This window comes from Candidatus Dormiibacterota bacterium (assembly GCA_035635555.1).
Lineage (GTDB): Bacteria > Acidobacteriota > Polarisedimenticolia > Gp22-AA2 > Gp22-AA2 > Gp22-AA3.
This window is the reverse complement of sequence record DASQAT010000001.1, coordinates 62,309-76,979: the sequence shown is the minus strand read 5'-3', so window position 1 is coordinate 76,979 and position 14,671 is coordinate 62,309. Positions and strand designations below refer to the sequence as shown.

Here is a 14,671-nt window from a genome sequence, read left to right as displayed (position 1 = left end):
CCAAATCGGGGGCCCGCGGCGGTTGACGGCGCCGCTTCCGGGAATAACTTTGGGTTCGCGGAGGTGAGCCGATGGATGCGCGCAGCGCTGGGGATTACAAAATCGAACCGGAGTTCCTGGGACCGCTCGGTGACCGGCCTCTGGTGGAGCAGGCGGGGAAGTCGTCCCCCGATGACCTGTTCCCCGGCGCCTCGAAGTTCCTGAGCGGCCGGCAGCAGCGCAAGCGCCGCGAGCAGTGGAACGCGGTCCGCCCGATGGTGAAGCGCCTCCTGCAGCCCGGCGAGCACATCCTGCATGTCGTCTACGCGACCCAGGTCCCGCCCTTCCTGCACTCCATCGGCCTCGGCCACTTCGTCCTGGCCTACCACCAGGTCGTCCTCGTCTTCACTGATCAGCGAATCGTCGAGGCTCTCCTGAACTTCCGGGCCAACGGACCGGGCACGCGGATTCGCTCGTACGCGTACCGCGGCCTCGGCGGTCTCAAGCTGTCGTTCGGCAAGCTGACCGCGGTCCCGGCGCAGGGGAAGAAGCAGGGATGGAGGATCCGGTTCGGCGGCGACAAGAAGCTCCTGAATCTTCTGCTTCCCAAGCTGCAGACGCGGCTCCTTGCCGAGGGGGCCGCGCACGCGCAGGCTCAGCCGCTCTGGCACTGCCCGCAGTGCGGCGCCGCCGTGCCGCCGGCGCCGGAGTCGTGCTCCGGCTGCCGCGTCCGGTTCCGGTCGACGCGGCTCGCGACCCTGCTGTCCCTCGCTTTCCCGGGGGCAGGTCTCTTCTACCTCGGCTATCCCCTCCTGGGGACGCTCGACTTCCTGGGCGAGGCCATGCTCTTCGCCGTGTGGCTGGCCATGCTCATGGGTTCGTCCGAGTCGGACGGGATCGGTCCGGCCCTCGCCATCGGTGCGCTGTTCCTCTTCCTGACCAAGATCGAGAGCATCCACGTCGGGCAGGTCCTCGGGGCGCGCTCGATCCCGGAGCCTGAGGGGCGGCGCGAGCGGGTGCGCAAGATGGGCCTCGCGGGCGGAGTGCTGTCGGTGCTCCTGGTGGCCGGCGCCTTCCCGCTGGCGGCGGCCGCCCGTCCGCGCCTGGAGCGCGATCTCGATGTTTCGACCGCGGACGGCGCGTGGAGCGGCAGCCGCAAGGCGGCCGACTGGGAGTTCTTCAAGGACAACCATGACGCCCGCTCGCAGTGGACCCACGCTCGGACCGGCGCGCGCCTCACGGTCTTCGCCCATCCGCAGAGCCTGCTCGACGATCAGGAGCAGTTCCACCGCGACTACACCGCCGAGATGGAGAAGCGGGAGTTCAGAACACTCGTCGACGACGGGAAGATCCCGGCGCCATTCCACGGGTTCCGCTACGTCGGCGAGAAGAAGGCGAAGACCGGCGAGCAGATCGCCGTGCTGGCCTATTTCCTGTACGACCAGGACGGCCACGACGTGCACGAGGTCACACTCGCGGTGCCGCGCGAGGACGCCGAGGCGGGGGACGCCCTGGTCCAGGACTTCCTGCACCACACCCAGTTCATCGACGCGGTCGCGCCCCAGCGCTAGGCTGGTCTCAGTGCATCCCTGAGCCGCCCGACAGCTGCTTGACCAGCTCGCCGACGACCGCCTTGGCGTCTCCGAACAGCATCCAGGTCCTGTCCGAGAAATACAGCTCGTTGTCGATTCCGGCGAACCCGGGATTCTTGCTGCGCTTGATGGCGAGGACCGTCCGGGCCTTGTCGGCGTCGATGATCGGCATGCCGTAGATCGGGCTGGACTTGTCGTAGCGCGCCGCGGGGTTCACGACGTCGTTGGCTCCCACCACGAGCGCCACGTCGCACTGCGGCATGTCCGGGTTGATCTCGTCCATCTCCACCAGGTCGGTGTAGGGAATGTCCGCCTCGGCGAGCAGCACGTTCATGTGGCCCGGCATCCGCCCCGCCACGGGGTGGATGGCGAACCTGACGGTGATGCCGCGCTTCTTCAGCTGATCGTAGAGCTCGCGGACCTTGTGCTGGGCCTGGGCGACCGCCATGCCGTAGCCCGGGACGATCACGACGAGGCTGGCCTGCTCGAGAAGCTGCGCCGCCCCCTCGATCGTCTCGGTCTTGTAGACCTTCTGACCGGAGGCGGCCTTCACGGCCTCGACCTTGCCGAAGGCGCCGAACAGGACGTTGAAGAACGACCGGTTCATCGCCTTGCACATGATGACCGACAGGATCAGACCGCTCGAGCCGTCCAGCGCCCCCGCCGTGATCAGGAGCTTGTTGTCGAGCACGAAGCCCATCGCCACCGCGGACAGGCCGGCGTAGGCGTTCAGGATGGAGATGACCGTCGGCATGTCGGCGCCGCCGATCGGGATGATGAGCAGGACGCCGAACAGGAGCGCCAGGCCGATGATGACCAGGAACGCCGTGGCCGACCAGGGGGCCGCGGGGTTGAGGACCAGGGCCGCGCCGACGATGACGGCCAGGAGCAGGAGGCCTATGTTGAGCGCGTTCTGCAGGGGGAAGGTCACGGGCCGCTGGGGGATCCAGCGGATCTCCTGCAGCTTCCCCGCGGCCATCAGGCTGCCGGTGAACGTCAGGTAGCCGAGGATGATCTCGGCGATGATGGCGGTCATGCGGAACGGCGTGAGGTTGACCGGGGCCTCGCCCAGCCAGAGGAAATATTCCGCCGTGCCGACCAGGCCCGCGGCGAGCCCGCCGAACGAGTGGGAGAGGGCCGTCCGCTGCGGCACCGCCGTCAGGGGAACGCGCGACAGCGGCCACCCCACGATGAAGCCCAGGGCGATGGCGATGACGATCCAGACGTGGTGGACGATCACCTGGGGCTGCGCCCAGGTGGCGAGGATGGCGAGGAACATGGCCGCCACGCCGCCGTAGACGCCGCGGCGGGCCGTCTTCGGGTCGTTCATCCAGTGGAGCGCGAGGATGAACAGCGCCGTCGCCACCACGTAGGAGAGCTGGGTGAAGGCGACAATCATTTCCGGCCCCCGTCTCCCTTGAACATCTTGAGCATGCGGTCGGTGATCAGGAAGCCGCTGACGATGTTGGTCGTCGAGGCGAACAGCGCGATGGCCCCCAGGATGCGGATATGCAGAGGGTGCTCGGACCCTGTGACGATGATCGAGCCCACCACCGCGATGGCCGAGATGGCGTTGGTCAGGGACATGAGCGGTGTATGAAGGAGACGGGACACGCGCCTGATCACGCCGACCCCGATGAAGGTCGCCAGCATGAACACGAAGAGCATCGACCAGTAGTCAAGAGACGCGGACTCCGCGGCCGGGAGCGCGCCCGCGGTCGCGGGCGGAGGGAGGTCACCCGGCGTCTGCGCAAGCGCCACGGTGGCCGCCACGGCGCCGATCAGCGGAACGACCCGCCCTGCGATCTGCCGTCCGGACATACGTGTTCGCCTCCTTTCAAGATCAGTTGGGTGAAATGGGCCTAGACGCGGACCTTCTGCAGGGCCTCTTTCGTCCTCGAATGCAGGATTTCGCCCTCACGGGTGATGATCGACGCCTTCTGAATGTCGTCGGAGAGATCCAGCACGAACGACTTGTCCTTCGTGAACGTCAGGATGAAGGCGGCCAGGTTGCGCGAGAAGAGGAGACTGGCGTGAGTCGGCATGGTGGCCGGGAGATTCAGGGGAGCCATGATCCGGACACCGTTCACGAGGATGCTCTCCCCGAGCCGCGACACCTCGCAATTGCCTCCGCCGTCCGCCCCGAGGTCCACGATGATCGAGCCGGGCCGCATCCTCTTCACCATGGCCGCCGTGATGAGCTTGGGCGCGGTCACTCCGCCGATCAGCGCCGTGGTGATCACGATGTCGGCCAGGGCGCACTGCTCCGCGAGCAGCTCGCGCTGGCGGACCTTGTCCGCCTCCGAGAGCTCGCGGGCGTATCCCCCTCCGGCCGAGGCGCTCTCCTTCAGCTCCACGCCGACGTACTTGGCTCCCAGGCTCTCGATCTGCTCCTTCACCTCGGGCCGCACGTCGGTGGCGAACACGTTGGCGCCCAGCCGCCTGGCGGTCGCGATCGCCTGCAGCCCCGCGACCGCGGCCCCGATGATGAAGACCCTGGCGGGGAAGACGGTCCCCGCGGCGGTCATGAACATCGGGAAGTACTTGCCCAGCTCGGTCGCGGCCAGCAACACCCCCTTGTAGCCGGTGATGTTGGCCATCGAGGAGAGCGTGTCCATGGACTGCGCGCGCGTGGTGCGCGGGACGGCGTCGGTCGAGAACGCGGTGATCCGGCGGGCCGCCAGGGTTCGCACGACCTCGGGGTTCCGCAGCGGCATCAGGGACCCCAGGAGGATCGTTCCCGGCCGCATCCACGGGATCTCATCGCGTACCGCGCCGTCGGCCGCGGGCGGGTTCACGTGCAGAACGATATCGGCGGAGCCGACCATCGCCGCCGCGTCGGTCTCGACCGCGGCCCCCGCCTCGCGAAAGGCGTCATCCGGGAGGAAGGCCGCATCGCCGGCGCCGCTCTCGAGCGAGATGGCGTATCCCGCCTGGACCAGCTTCTTGCACGAGTCCGGCGCGAGCGCGACGCGACGCTCGCCCGGTCTCGTCTCCTTCGGAACGGCGATCCTCATTCCCGTCTCCTCGCCTCGGCCCGCGGCCCCGCCGGCCGAGGGATGCACGCTCACCCGCCTGCAGGCCCCGCCGTTTTCCGAGGCGTCTCCGCACCCTCGATGTCGTAGATGTGGAGTTCCTTGGATTTCAGGTAAATGTCGAACCAGTTGATGATGTGCTGCAGACGCTCCACGCGATGCCAGGGGCCGCCCGAGCGCGACAGCTCGTGCGACTCGCCGGGGAAGCGTACCATGACCACGGGGCGATGCAGATACTTCAATGCCCGGAACATCTCTTCACCCCCGGTCGCCGGCGGCGTCCGGTAGTCGGCCTCGCCTTCGATGAGCATGAGAGGTGTCCTGATTTCGCTGACGTAGCTCAGCGGCGAACGGGCGTGGAAGTCGTCGGCCTGCTCCCAGGGCGCGCCCCGGAACCAGGTGGGCTGGAACAGCGTGAAGTCGGCCGTGTACCACCATGCGGACCAGTCGGCGATCGAGCGCTGCGAGACGGCGGCGGCGAAGCGGGTGGAATGTCCGATCAGCCAGTTGGTCAGGACGCCTCCGCCGCTCCCGCCCGTGACGCCGAGCTTCGTCTCGTCGATGTAGCCGCGCCGGACGAGCTCGTCGATGCCCGCCAGCAGATCCCGGGCGTCGTCTCCCGGATAGCGGTACTGGATGATGTTCCCGAACTCCTGGCCATACGTCGTGCTGCCGCGGGGGTTCGGGTAGAGGACGACGTAACCCCGGGCCGCCATCGTCTGGAACTCGTGGAAGAAGTTGTACCCATAGGCGGCGTGCGGCCCGCCGTGGATGTCGAGGATCAGAGGGTATTTCCTGCGCGGATCGAAGTCGGGTGGTTTAAGCGCCCAGGCCTGGATCGTCCTGCCGTCGAAGCTCGTGTACCGGATCTCCTCCGGCTCCCCGAGCCTCAGCCCCGAGAAGAGCTCCCGGTTGACGTCGGTCAGCCGTGTGAGCGTGCCGTCGGCCTCGACGAGGTGGAGATCCCCGATGTTGGTGGGTGTCGAAACCAGGACCACGATGTGCGAGCCGTCGGGCGTGGCGGTCCAGCCCGAGACTTCCTGGTCTCCGCTCGTGACCATCCGCGTGCGCCCCTCCTTGACGTCGAAGCGTCGCAGATTTGCCGTGCCCTGATCCGACACGGCCGCGATGATGAAGCGGCCGTCCGCCGTCCAGAAGGGGGAGGGCCCGGCCCCTCCACGCGGGGCGTGCTGGTCGCCGATGATGCCGGACCCGGCGTCGCGATCGAGATCGGGTGCCATCAACCGCGGCCTGGAGTCCGGCGTCGTGTCCGACACGAACAGCCGGGGCTGATCGTAGGAGCGCGGCGGGCGGGTCACCGCCCCGACGAACGTGACCTGGCGTCCGCCGGGACCGAGGCGGAACGGCCCGACCACCCCCTCCATCGCCACGACGCGCGTGATCTCTCCGCCCGCCGCGGGGACCGCGTAGAGCGCCGAGGTCGGCAGCTCGTAATAGGGCTCGAGGTTGCGATCGGAGGTGAAATAGATCCGCGTCCCGTCGACGGACCACGCCGGAGGCCCTTCGTCGAAGGGACCGGTGGTGACCCGCTTCGGTGCGGTGGCATTGTCCGCTTCGGCCGGCACGGCGACCGTCCAGATATGAGAATGATGCTTCGGGTCGGCGTACCCCTCGCCGTCCTCCCTGTACACAGCCAAGGTGACGACCCGCACGTCGCTCTCGCGCTCGGCATCGCCGGATCCCTTCTTCTTCCCGGCACGGGTGATGTCCTCGTCGGTCGTGCCGCTCAGGAACGCCACCCTGCTGCCGTCCGGCGACCAGGCGGGAGCGCCGGCCCCCTTCGGCAGGGTGGTCAGCGGCCACGCCTCCCCGCCGTGTGCCGGCAGCACGTACAGCTGCGGAGGCTGCGGCTGCCCGCCGTCGTCGAGCGAGCGCGTGAAGACCAGCCGGCGGCCGTCCGGGGACCAGCGCGGGCCGGCGTCTCGAGGGCCGCCCGTCAGTCGCGCGGGCGCCTCTCCCCGGGTCGAGACCATCCAGATCTGCGTCTCGTAACCCTCCTTCTTCTCGTTCACGGTGACGCGCACGTACGCCGCGCGCGAGCCGTCGGGCGAGATCTGCGGGTCGGCGATCCAGACGAACCGGAAGAGGTCCTGCTCCGTGATCGGTCGCTTCTCGCCGGCCAGCGGAGCCGGGACGAGGCTCAAGAGCCACAGGCAGGGCACAATGATGAGGACCCTCGTGCGTCGCCGCATCTGCTCCTCCTCGGAAGGGCGGCATGTTACCCGACCACGGCGCGGACGCCTAGTGGCCATCGTCCGGCGGCGTGAGCGGCCACGGGCGCTCAGGGTACGATACGAGTATGAGCACGCTCCCCGATCGCCCCGCCGGCCCCCGCGTCTACACCCGCGCCGAGCAGAGGCACGCGCTCGCCGCGAGCTTCCTCGGTTGGACGCTCGACGCCTTCGACTTCTTCATCCTGGTGTTCATGATGGACCGCGTGGCCGCCGAGTTCCGCGTGACCAAGGGGGCGATCGTGGCCACACTGACCGCGACGCTGGCCCTGCGCCCGGTCGGTGCCGTCATCTTCGGCATGCTCGCCGACCGCTACGGCCGGCGCCGGCCGCTCATGGCCAACGTCATCTATTTCTCCCTCATCGAGTTTGGCTGCGGCTTCGCACCCAACTACACCGTCTTCCTGGTGCTGCGCGCGCTCTACGGCATCGGCATGGGCGGGGAGTGGGGGGTGGGAGCCTCGCTGGCGATGGAGATAGCACCGCGGCGCTGGCGCGGTGTGCTCAGCGGCATTCTTCAATCCGGCTACTCCATCGGCTACCTGATGGCCGCGGTCTGCGCGCGCCTGGTTCTGCCGGCCTGGGGCTGGCGTCCGATGTTCTGGCTGGGCGGTGTCCCGGCCCTGCTCGCCCTCTACATCCGCCTGCGCGTGCCCGAGTCCGAGGCGTGGCAGCAGAACCGCGCTCCCACCGTCGGCGCGATCCTGCGCGCGGTCGCCGGGCACGGCAGGAGCTTCGTTTATCTGATCGCGCTCATGACTCTGATGATGTTCCTCTCGCACGGGACGCAGGACCTGTACCCCGACTTCCTGAAGACGACGCACCTGCTGGCGGACGGCACGGTGTCCTCCATCGCCATCCTTTTCAGTGTAGGGGCGGTCCTGGGGGCGATCGTCTTCGGGCACTTCTCCGAGAGCGGCCGCCGGCGGAGCATGATGTTCGCCCTCGGGCTGTCTCTCGCGGTGATCCCGCTCTGGGCCTTCGGGCACAGCCTGCCCGTGCTGGCCCTGGGGGCCTTCCTGATGCAGGTGGGGGTGCAGGGGGCGTGGGGAGTGATCCCCGCCCACCTCAACGAGCTCGCCCCCGACGCGGCCCGCGGGCTGATGCCCGGGCTCGCCTACCAGCTCGGCATCCTGTTCGCCGCGCCCACGAACAGCCTGCAGTACGCCCTGGCCGGACGAGTGGGATATCCGGCGGCCCTCGCTCTGTTCGAATTCGTGGTGATCGTCTCGCTGACGGCCGTGCTGCTCTTCGGATCGGAGCGGCGAGGCCGCAGCTTCTTCGGGGAGCCGGAGCCCGGCGTGTCGAGACCCGCCGGCCCTCCATGACGATGGAATCGGGAGGAACGTGATGCATGCTCGAACGATCGGATCGGACGTCGTTCTGATGTTCGCCATGGCCGTGTCGTTGACGCTCGCGGGCGACTCCGGGCAGGCCCCTCCGGCGTCCGCCCCGCGTCCGCCGAAGGGCGCCGCGAAATCTCCCGCGCGCTCCGCTCTCCCCGCTGCCGTCCTGGACGCCTGCGACGCCGCGGCAACGCTCCTGAAGACGTTTCCCGGAGCGAGCGTCGATCGGCCGGATGGGCCGGTCGAGGATCCGCGCAGCACGAAGAAACGGCCGGGCTGCGGCGTCCACGCGCGCGGGACGTTTGCCGCGCTGAAGAACACGCCGCTGCCGGACGTCCGCCTGGGGACGTGGTTCGTCGAGCGCGGCTGGAAGGAGAACCCGGAATACGACGCCGACGGACCGGACGGCACGGCCTTCGGCTACGAGAGAGAGAAGGTGCTGTGCTTCGTGAGCGTGCATTGGGACGGCGGTGACGACAGCGACCCCGACGCTGTCCCGGAGGACTGGTCCGAGGTGCGCATCGGCTGCGTGGCGAACGGGCCGGACGCCCCGGGGAAGCCGTGAGCCGGCGGATGGCACGCATCACGGCGTGATTTGCCGGCCGGAATTTCCGGGTCTAGGATGCTGCCGTCGATCCCAGAAAGGGAGGAAAGCCATGGACCGCGGAACCGTCGTCGTCGGCGTGTTGTTGGCCTCTGTCAGTCTGGCGTTCACGGGAAGGGAGGACATGCGGGAGGACCTCTCGCGGGTCCCCAGGATCATCGCATTCGACAGGATGTATGGAGTGGACGGACCATTCATCGGAGACGCGAACCCGATTCGGGGGATCGTCGGCGACGAGGCGCCGTGGGTCATCGCCGGCTCCGTCCACGGAACTCTGGACGTGAACGGGCTCCTTCACCTCAGGGTGCGCGGGCTGGTCTTCGGCAACGATCCCCGCACGCCCCCGGGCGAGATCGGGAAAAACGACGAGCCGACGTTCCGGGCGACCGTGAGCTGCCTCACGGAGGAATCGGAGACTGCGGTCGGTACGTCCAACGTCACCACTCAGGGATTCCCCGCGACCGTCAGGGGGAATTCCGACATCGATGCGACTCTGGTCCTCCCCAACCCCTGCGTGGCTCCGATCGTGTTCATCCTGGCCGGGAGCGAGGACAAGTGGTTCGCCGTGACCGGTGTCGAGACCGAGCCCGCCCAGGGGGGACGGAATCCGGATCTGCGCCACTGAGACTCGGTTCAGCCTACACGGACGGCCACATCAGCCGGAACACCAGCCCGGTGAGCACGGCGTAGATCGTGCCGTCGAGGAGGGCGCGCGCGGTGTTGGACCAGGGCTGCCCCTTCCAGATCGAGTCGCTCATCTGCGACAGGGCATAGCCGGCGAAGGCGACCGTGCCGGTGATCCGCATGACGAGCATCCCGTCGTCGCCGGGGTGGAGCGTGTGGCGCGCGACATAGGCGGCGACGAAACTCACGAGGACGCTGAAGCCGAACCACAGAGCCAGGTGCTTCTGCAGAATCGGAGCCCCTTTCGGCAGGACGGTGATCATCGCGACCGGTCCCTTCTCGAATTTCGCCATGAACGCCGGGTCCTTCATCTGCTTGAAATCGGCGCAGTACGGCGTGTGGTAGAGACCCGGCGCGAGGTTCCCCTTCGCGAGCACCTCACGCACGGCTTCCTCGTTGGGCAGGGATTTCATGTCCGCCTTGTGGTACTTCAACATCATGTGGAGGATCGAGCTGGCCACGAAGACGACCACGGCGGAGACGATCACGGGGAGCCACAGGCTTCCGAACGGCATCGCAGCACCTCCCTTGCCGGAGCGGGGCCCGTCGCCCCTCCCGGGCGGCGGGAATGGTAGGTCAAGAGCGCCTCACTGGACAATGCGTCCCGCCGGATGGGGAGGGCGGGACGCCTTCGCGCGCGGGCGGTCAGGTGTCCCGGCGCACGGCGATCAGCAGGAGCATCTGCGCCAGGAACAGAGGCACAGCCAGGATCGAATACCAGAGCGCGCCGCCGGCGAAGACGAACAGGACCCACCAGGCCCAGCCGGCGCCGCGGGCGAACGCAAACGCCGCGCACAGCCAGGCGATGCCGTACCCGATGAGCGTCCATTTGGCCCGGGTGGACGAGGGTGGAGCGCCGAGCACCGAGGCGACCCTCGTCCACTCGCCCACCCTGCCGCCGTAGGCGCCGAGGCGGGGCTTCAGATACCCCCCGGTTCTCAGCGCCTGCGCCCCGTCGAAGGTGATCCAGCCCGCCTCGAGGACGACGAGCAGGATGACCGCGACCCGGAGCCCCTTCATGCGAAAAGCCGGAATCTCATGAAAAAACCTGTCACCCGGGGGCGCCTCCCTACGTCAGCCATGATGTCACGGTAGGATGGCGTCGGGACAGAGGCATGCCGCGCGGCGGCCCTCGGACCGTCGCCCGGGATTGACGAGGAGAGGCGCTCTTGATCGCGGCCCTGTTTTCGGCCCTGCACCTGCTGGCGCTCGGCATCGGGCTGGGATCGGTCTTCCTGCGGGGCCGGGCCCTGCGATCGAAGACGTTCGATCGTGACGCGATCCGAAGGGTGCTGGCCGCGGACAACGTCTGGGGGATCGCGGCGCTTCTCTGGATCGGCACCGGTCTCACACGCGTCCTCGCGGGATTAGACAAGGAGACCGACTTCTACGTCCACAATGGCCCGCGTGGCGCTCCTCGCCCGGATCAACGATCTCGAGGGCGCCCTGGTCGTGCTGATGGTCTTCGTGGCCGCGATGATGGCCCGTGGTCTGTGGCTGCTGACTTGATCCGGGATCGACATTCCTGCGTGCTATGATGGAGCTAACATGACAACCAGGACGGCCGGGATCGTCGCGGTGTCGGGCCGCGGCGAACCGGGTGCAACGATCATGGCTCCTGCCCCCCTCGCAGTCGCGCTCGGTCGCATCGCACAGGCTGTCTCCGGCGCCCTCGAGCTGAAGGACGTCTTCACGGGTGTCGCCGAAGCCGCGGCCACCGTCCTGCCGTTCGACATCATGGCGGTGGGTCGCCTCGAGGCGACGGACACGTGGACGGTGTATGCCATCTCCGGCAACACCGAGGATCTGCCGCGCACCCTCCGCACCGAGGATGTTTCTCCCGCCATCCGGGTGGCGCCCGGGAGCGTCATCCGCATCGACGACGCGGAGCGCGAGCTCGACCCGCGCCACGTCCTCGATCGCCTGCTGCTGGAGCGCGGTCTGCGGTCCGGCCTGCGCGCCCCCCTCGTCCGCGGCGAGACGCTCGCCGGCGCAGTTTCATTCTGGTCCCGGCGCCCCGCGGCTTTCACGGTCGAGCACGAGGCGGCAATCCGGCCGATCGCCACGCTGCTGGGACTGGCCCTCGAGCACGAGAGACTGTGGAGCCTCGACGCCGCGCGCCGGCGGCGCCTGGATGCCATCGACTCGCTGCTTCTGACGATGGCCGGGAGCCTTCACATCCGGGAGGTCTTCAACCGGGTCTCCGAGGTGGTGGGTCCGGTCCTGCCCCACGACCGTCTGGTGCTCACTTCGCTGAGCGCCGACCGCCGCGAGGTCACCGTGGACGCGGTCTCGGGTGAGCCGGTCGAGGGTCTCCCGAAGAAGATGAAGCTGGCGGAGAAATACATCGACCAGCCGCAGCCCGAGTACGTCCTGATCCGTGACGTCGAGGAGGAGCCGGACGACGGCTGCGGGCGCAACGCCTGGTGCCGCGCGCACGGGACCCGCTCGGTCCTCAAGATTCCGCTTCGGCTCGACGGCGGTCTCGGCGCGCTGATCTTCGCGTCGCGCACGCCGCGCCAGTACTCGGAGGAGGACGTCCCGGTGGCCCGCCGGGTGGCGGATCACGTGAGTCTTGCGCTGTCCCACCAGCGTCTGGCCGAGGAGGAGCGCAAGGCGGCCGAGGCGCGCGACCGGGCCGCCCGGCTCGAGCAGCGTGTGGAGGCGCTCAGGGACGAGCTGGAGACGAGCCGGGGCTACCGCCGCGTGGTCGGCGACTCGAGAAAGTGGAAGGCGGTCCTCACCCAGGCGACGAAGGTGGCGCCGACCGAGACGACGGTGCTGCTCACCGGGGAATCGGGGACCGGGAAGGAGGTCGTGGCCCGCTTCGTGCACCGCGGCTCGCCCCGCGCGCGCGGCCCCTTCGTGGCGCTCAACTGCGCCGCCCTGCCGGAGAACCTTCTGGAGTCCGAGATGTTCGGGCACGAGAAGGGGGCGTTCACCGGGGCGGTGGCGGCGCGGCCCGGCCGCATCGAGCAGGCCGCGGGGGGCGTCCTGTTTCTCGACGAGGTGGGGGAGATGACCCCTGCCGTCCAGGCGAAACTGCTGCGGGTCCTGCAGGAGCGCGAGTTCCAGCGCCTCGGCGCAACGCGGCCGATGAAGGCGGACGTGCGGATCGTGGCGGCGACCAACCGCGATCTCGAGACGGCCCTGGCCCGCGGACAGTTCCGCGAGGACCTCTATTACAGGCTGCGGGTCTTCGAGATCCGCCTGCCGCCGCTGCGCGAGCGGCGCGAGGACATCCTGCCGATGGCCGAGGCCTTCCTCGAGGAGATCGGACCGGCCGTCGGCCGCCCCGCCGCGGGAATCTCGCGCGAGGCCCACGAAGCGCTGCTCTCCTACCCGTGGCCCGGCAACGCCCGCGAGCTGCGCAACGCCCTCGAGCGCGCCACCATCCTGTGCGACGGCGGCCTGATCACGGTCGAGCACCTGCCGATCGGCGTCGGGCCCCCGACCCCCGCGCGCAGTCACGACGGCGCGGCCGAATCCTTCCCGTCCGGCGGCGTGAGCCTGGACGGTGTCGAGCGCGATCTGATCACCAAGGCGCTGCAGGAGTCGAAGAACAACCGCTCGCGCGCCGCGCGCCTTCTGGGCATCACCCGCTCGCAGCTCTACTCCCGGATGCAGAAGCACGGCCTGGGGGAAGGCTCCGCCGGGCCCCGTGGCTGATCCTCGGCCCGTTCTGGGATTCGCACCGCATTCCGGGTGGGCCGCCGTCGTGATCGTCGCCGGGGACACCGATAATCCGCTGGTCCTGACACGCAACCGCGTCGAGATGGCGGACCCCCGCCTGCCCGGATCGAAGCAGCCCTATCACGAGGTCGAGGAGCTTCCTGTGGACAAGGCCGAGGAGCGTCTGGCGCGCCTCCGCAGCAGCGCCGGGTCGATGGCGCACGAGGCGATCCGCGCCTTGATCGACGAGACCGTCAAGCGCTGGCCCGCGCCCCGGGCGGCGGGGATTCTCGATTCCTCGGGCCGGAAGGGGGACAGTCTCGCCGCCGTTCTCGCTTCGCACGCCCTGATCCACACCGCGGACGGAAATCACTTCCGCGACGCGCTGGCGGAGGGATGCCGGCGATGCAATCTCGCCGTCGTCCGGATTCGCCAGCGCGATCTGGTCGACCGTGCGGCTTCGAAGCTGCGAAAAACTCCGGCGCAGCTGGCCACGGCGGTCCGGGCGCTTGGACAGCCGCTGGGCGCTCCCTGGGGCGCGGATCAGAAATCCGCCGCCCTGCTGGCCTGGCTGCTGCTCGCCGGAAACTGAGTTCCAATCACCGTCCGGGTCGCACCCGCCGGAGAGGCTGGCCGATCTTGGCGCTGACCGGTTCCGCGCACCTGTCTGATTCCCCGCAATCCATCCCGGCCCGTTCCGTTGCCGGGCACCAATCGTAACCTCTGCAATGTGAGTCCGTTGTCTCGCTCACGCTCGATTTCGGGCGGCTTGGCACGCGGTGTGAAATAGGAAGAGGAGCCATGCAGACCATTCTCGACCGGATCCTGACGCTCAACCTGATCGGCACGACGCTGGTGTTCTACGTCGCGGCCCGGATCTACCTGCTGCCGCGCCTCGGAGACCTCGCTCCGCGCGCCGTGATGGTCCCGATTCTGCTGGTGCACTCGCTCCGGCACCTAGGGCTCATGTTCCTGACCCGCGGGGCCGTGTACCCGGGCATGCCTCCGCAGTTCGCGTATCCGGCCGCGCTGGGAGACCTCTTGACCGCCCTTCTCGCCTTCGCGTCCATTCCCGCGGTGCTCAAGGACTGGAACGCCGGACGGCGGCTGGTGTGGGTCTTCAACATCGTCGGGACGCTCGACCTGGTCGTCGCGATCGCGCTGGCGACCATCTACGGGGCTCCCGTCTCGATGGGCCCGGCCTACTGGATCCCGGCGTTCTGGGTGCCCGGGCTCCTGGTGACGCACTACGTGACGTTCATTCTCCTCCTCAGAAGTTCCCGCCACTGAAGCCAGTTCCCTCCGCAAGGGACCCCGGGCCGCTCGACGGCCCGGGGTTTCTAACGTTCGGGGGGTGCCGTGCGCCCGCTTCGCCGACGGTTTTCCCGCACCTGTCTGATTTCAAGCAGTCCCCGTTCGCGCACGGCCGATTCGGGGCGGCGGCGCAAGTGCCGCTCCGACAGCCTCTTGCCGGCCCGATCTCAGTGCTCCGCAGAGTTGGCACGAG

Annotated in this window: 13 protein-coding genes; 7 read left to right on the top strand and 6 right to left on the bottom strand. The window is 68.7% G+C overall.

Features of this window, described 5'->3' with window-relative positions; all coding sequences use genetic code 11:
• The first annotated feature begins 71 nt into the window (after positions 1-71).
• A complete protein-coding gene (locus VEW47_00295) occupies positions 72-1,550 on the top strand; it encodes a hypothetical protein (GenBank protein ID HYS03607.1) in 1,479 nt (492 codons plus the stop codon).
• A 7-nt stretch (positions 1,551-1,557) separates the two neighbouring features.
• Here VEW47_00295 and VEW47_00290 read toward each other — a convergent pair whose 3' ends face one another.
• The 4 genes from VEW47_00290 to VEW47_00275 all read right to left on the bottom strand — a co-directional run bounded on the left by VEW47_00290 (position 1,558) and on the right by VEW47_00275 (position 6,819).
• Entirely contained in the window at positions 1,558-2,970 is a 1,413-nt protein-coding gene (locus tag VEW47_00290; protein ID HYS03606.1) for an NAD(P)(+) transhydrogenase (Re/Si-specific) subunit beta, read from the bottom strand.
• Positions 2,967-3,239, bottom strand: coding sequence for an NAD(P) transhydrogenase subunit alpha (locus tag VEW47_00285; protein ID HYS03605.1), 273 nt, complete (start codon positions 3,237-3,239; stop codon positions 2,967-2,969). The genes VEW47_00290 and VEW47_00285 overlap by 4 nt, the downstream gene beginning before the upstream one ends.
• A gap of 194 nt (positions 3,240-3,433) precedes the next feature.
• Complete coding sequence (locus VEW47_00280) at positions 3,434-4,588, bottom strand: Re/Si-specific NAD(P)(+) transhydrogenase subunit alpha (protein ID HYS03604.1); 1,155 nt, start codon at positions 4,586-4,588, stop codon at positions 3,434-3,436.
• A 50-nt stretch (positions 4,589-4,638) separates the two neighbouring features.
• On the bottom strand, positions 4,639-6,819 hold the full coding sequence (locus VEW47_00275; protein HYS03603.1) for a S9 family peptidase: 2,181 nt from the start codon (positions 6,817-6,819) through the stop codon (positions 4,639-4,641).
• Between the two features lie 107 nt (positions 6,820-6,926).
• On the opposite strand from VEW47_00275, the gene VEW47_00270 reads away from it, so the two are divergent.
• The 3 genes from VEW47_00270 to VEW47_00260 all read left to right on the top strand — a co-directional run bounded on the left by VEW47_00270 (position 6,927) and on the right by VEW47_00260 (position 9,433).
• A complete protein-coding gene (locus tag VEW47_00270; GenBank protein ID HYS03602.1) occupies positions 6,927-8,186 on the top strand; it encodes an MFS transporter in 1,260 nt (419 codons plus the stop codon).
• Positions 8,187-8,208: 22 nt separating this feature from the next.
• Positions 8,209-8,769, top strand: a complete 561-nt coding sequence (locus VEW47_00265) for a hypothetical protein (protein ID HYS03601.1) — start codon at positions 8,209-8,211, stop codon at positions 8,767-8,769.
• Between the two features lie 91 nt (positions 8,770-8,860).
• Entirely contained in the window at positions 8,861-9,433 is a 573-nt protein-coding gene (locus VEW47_00260; GenBank protein ID HYS03600.1) for a hypothetical protein, read from the top strand.
• Between the two features lie 13 nt (positions 9,434-9,446).
• Here VEW47_00260 and VEW47_00255 read toward each other — a convergent pair whose 3' ends face one another.
• Both VEW47_00255 and VEW47_00250 read right to left on the bottom strand, forming a co-directional pair.
• Positions 9,447-10,007 carry a hypothetical protein gene (locus VEW47_00255; GenBank protein ID HYS03599.1) on the bottom strand — a complete coding sequence of 187 codons (561 nt, stop codon included), beginning with the start codon at positions 10,005-10,007 and terminating at the stop codon, positions 9,447-9,449.
• A gap of 130 nt (positions 10,008-10,137) precedes the next feature.
• Positions 10,138-10,512, bottom strand: a complete 375-nt coding sequence (locus VEW47_00250; GenBank protein ID HYS03598.1) for a hypothetical protein — start codon at positions 10,510-10,512, stop codon at positions 10,138-10,140.
• Positions 10,513-11,040: 528 nt separating this feature from the next.
• Here VEW47_00250 and VEW47_00245 point away from each other — a divergent pair.
• From VEW47_00245 to VEW47_00235, 3 genes are all read left to right on the top strand, one after another.
• Entirely contained in the window at positions 11,041-13,161 is a 2,121-nt protein-coding gene (locus tag VEW47_00245) for a sigma-54-dependent Fis family transcriptional regulator (protein ID HYS03597.1), read from the top strand.
• Entirely contained in the window at positions 13,154-13,756 is a 603-nt protein-coding gene (locus VEW47_00240; protein ID HYS03596.1) for a hypothetical protein, read from the top strand. Before VEW47_00245 ends, VEW47_00240 begins: the two co-directional genes overlap by 8 nt.
• Positions 13,757-13,965: 209 nt before the next feature.
• Positions 13,966-14,454: a hypothetical protein gene (locus tag VEW47_00235; GenBank protein ID HYS03595.1), complete on the top strand. Its 489-nt coding sequence runs from the start codon at positions 13,966-13,968 to the stop codon at positions 14,452-14,454.
• Positions 14,455-14,671 lie beyond the last annotated feature (217 nt).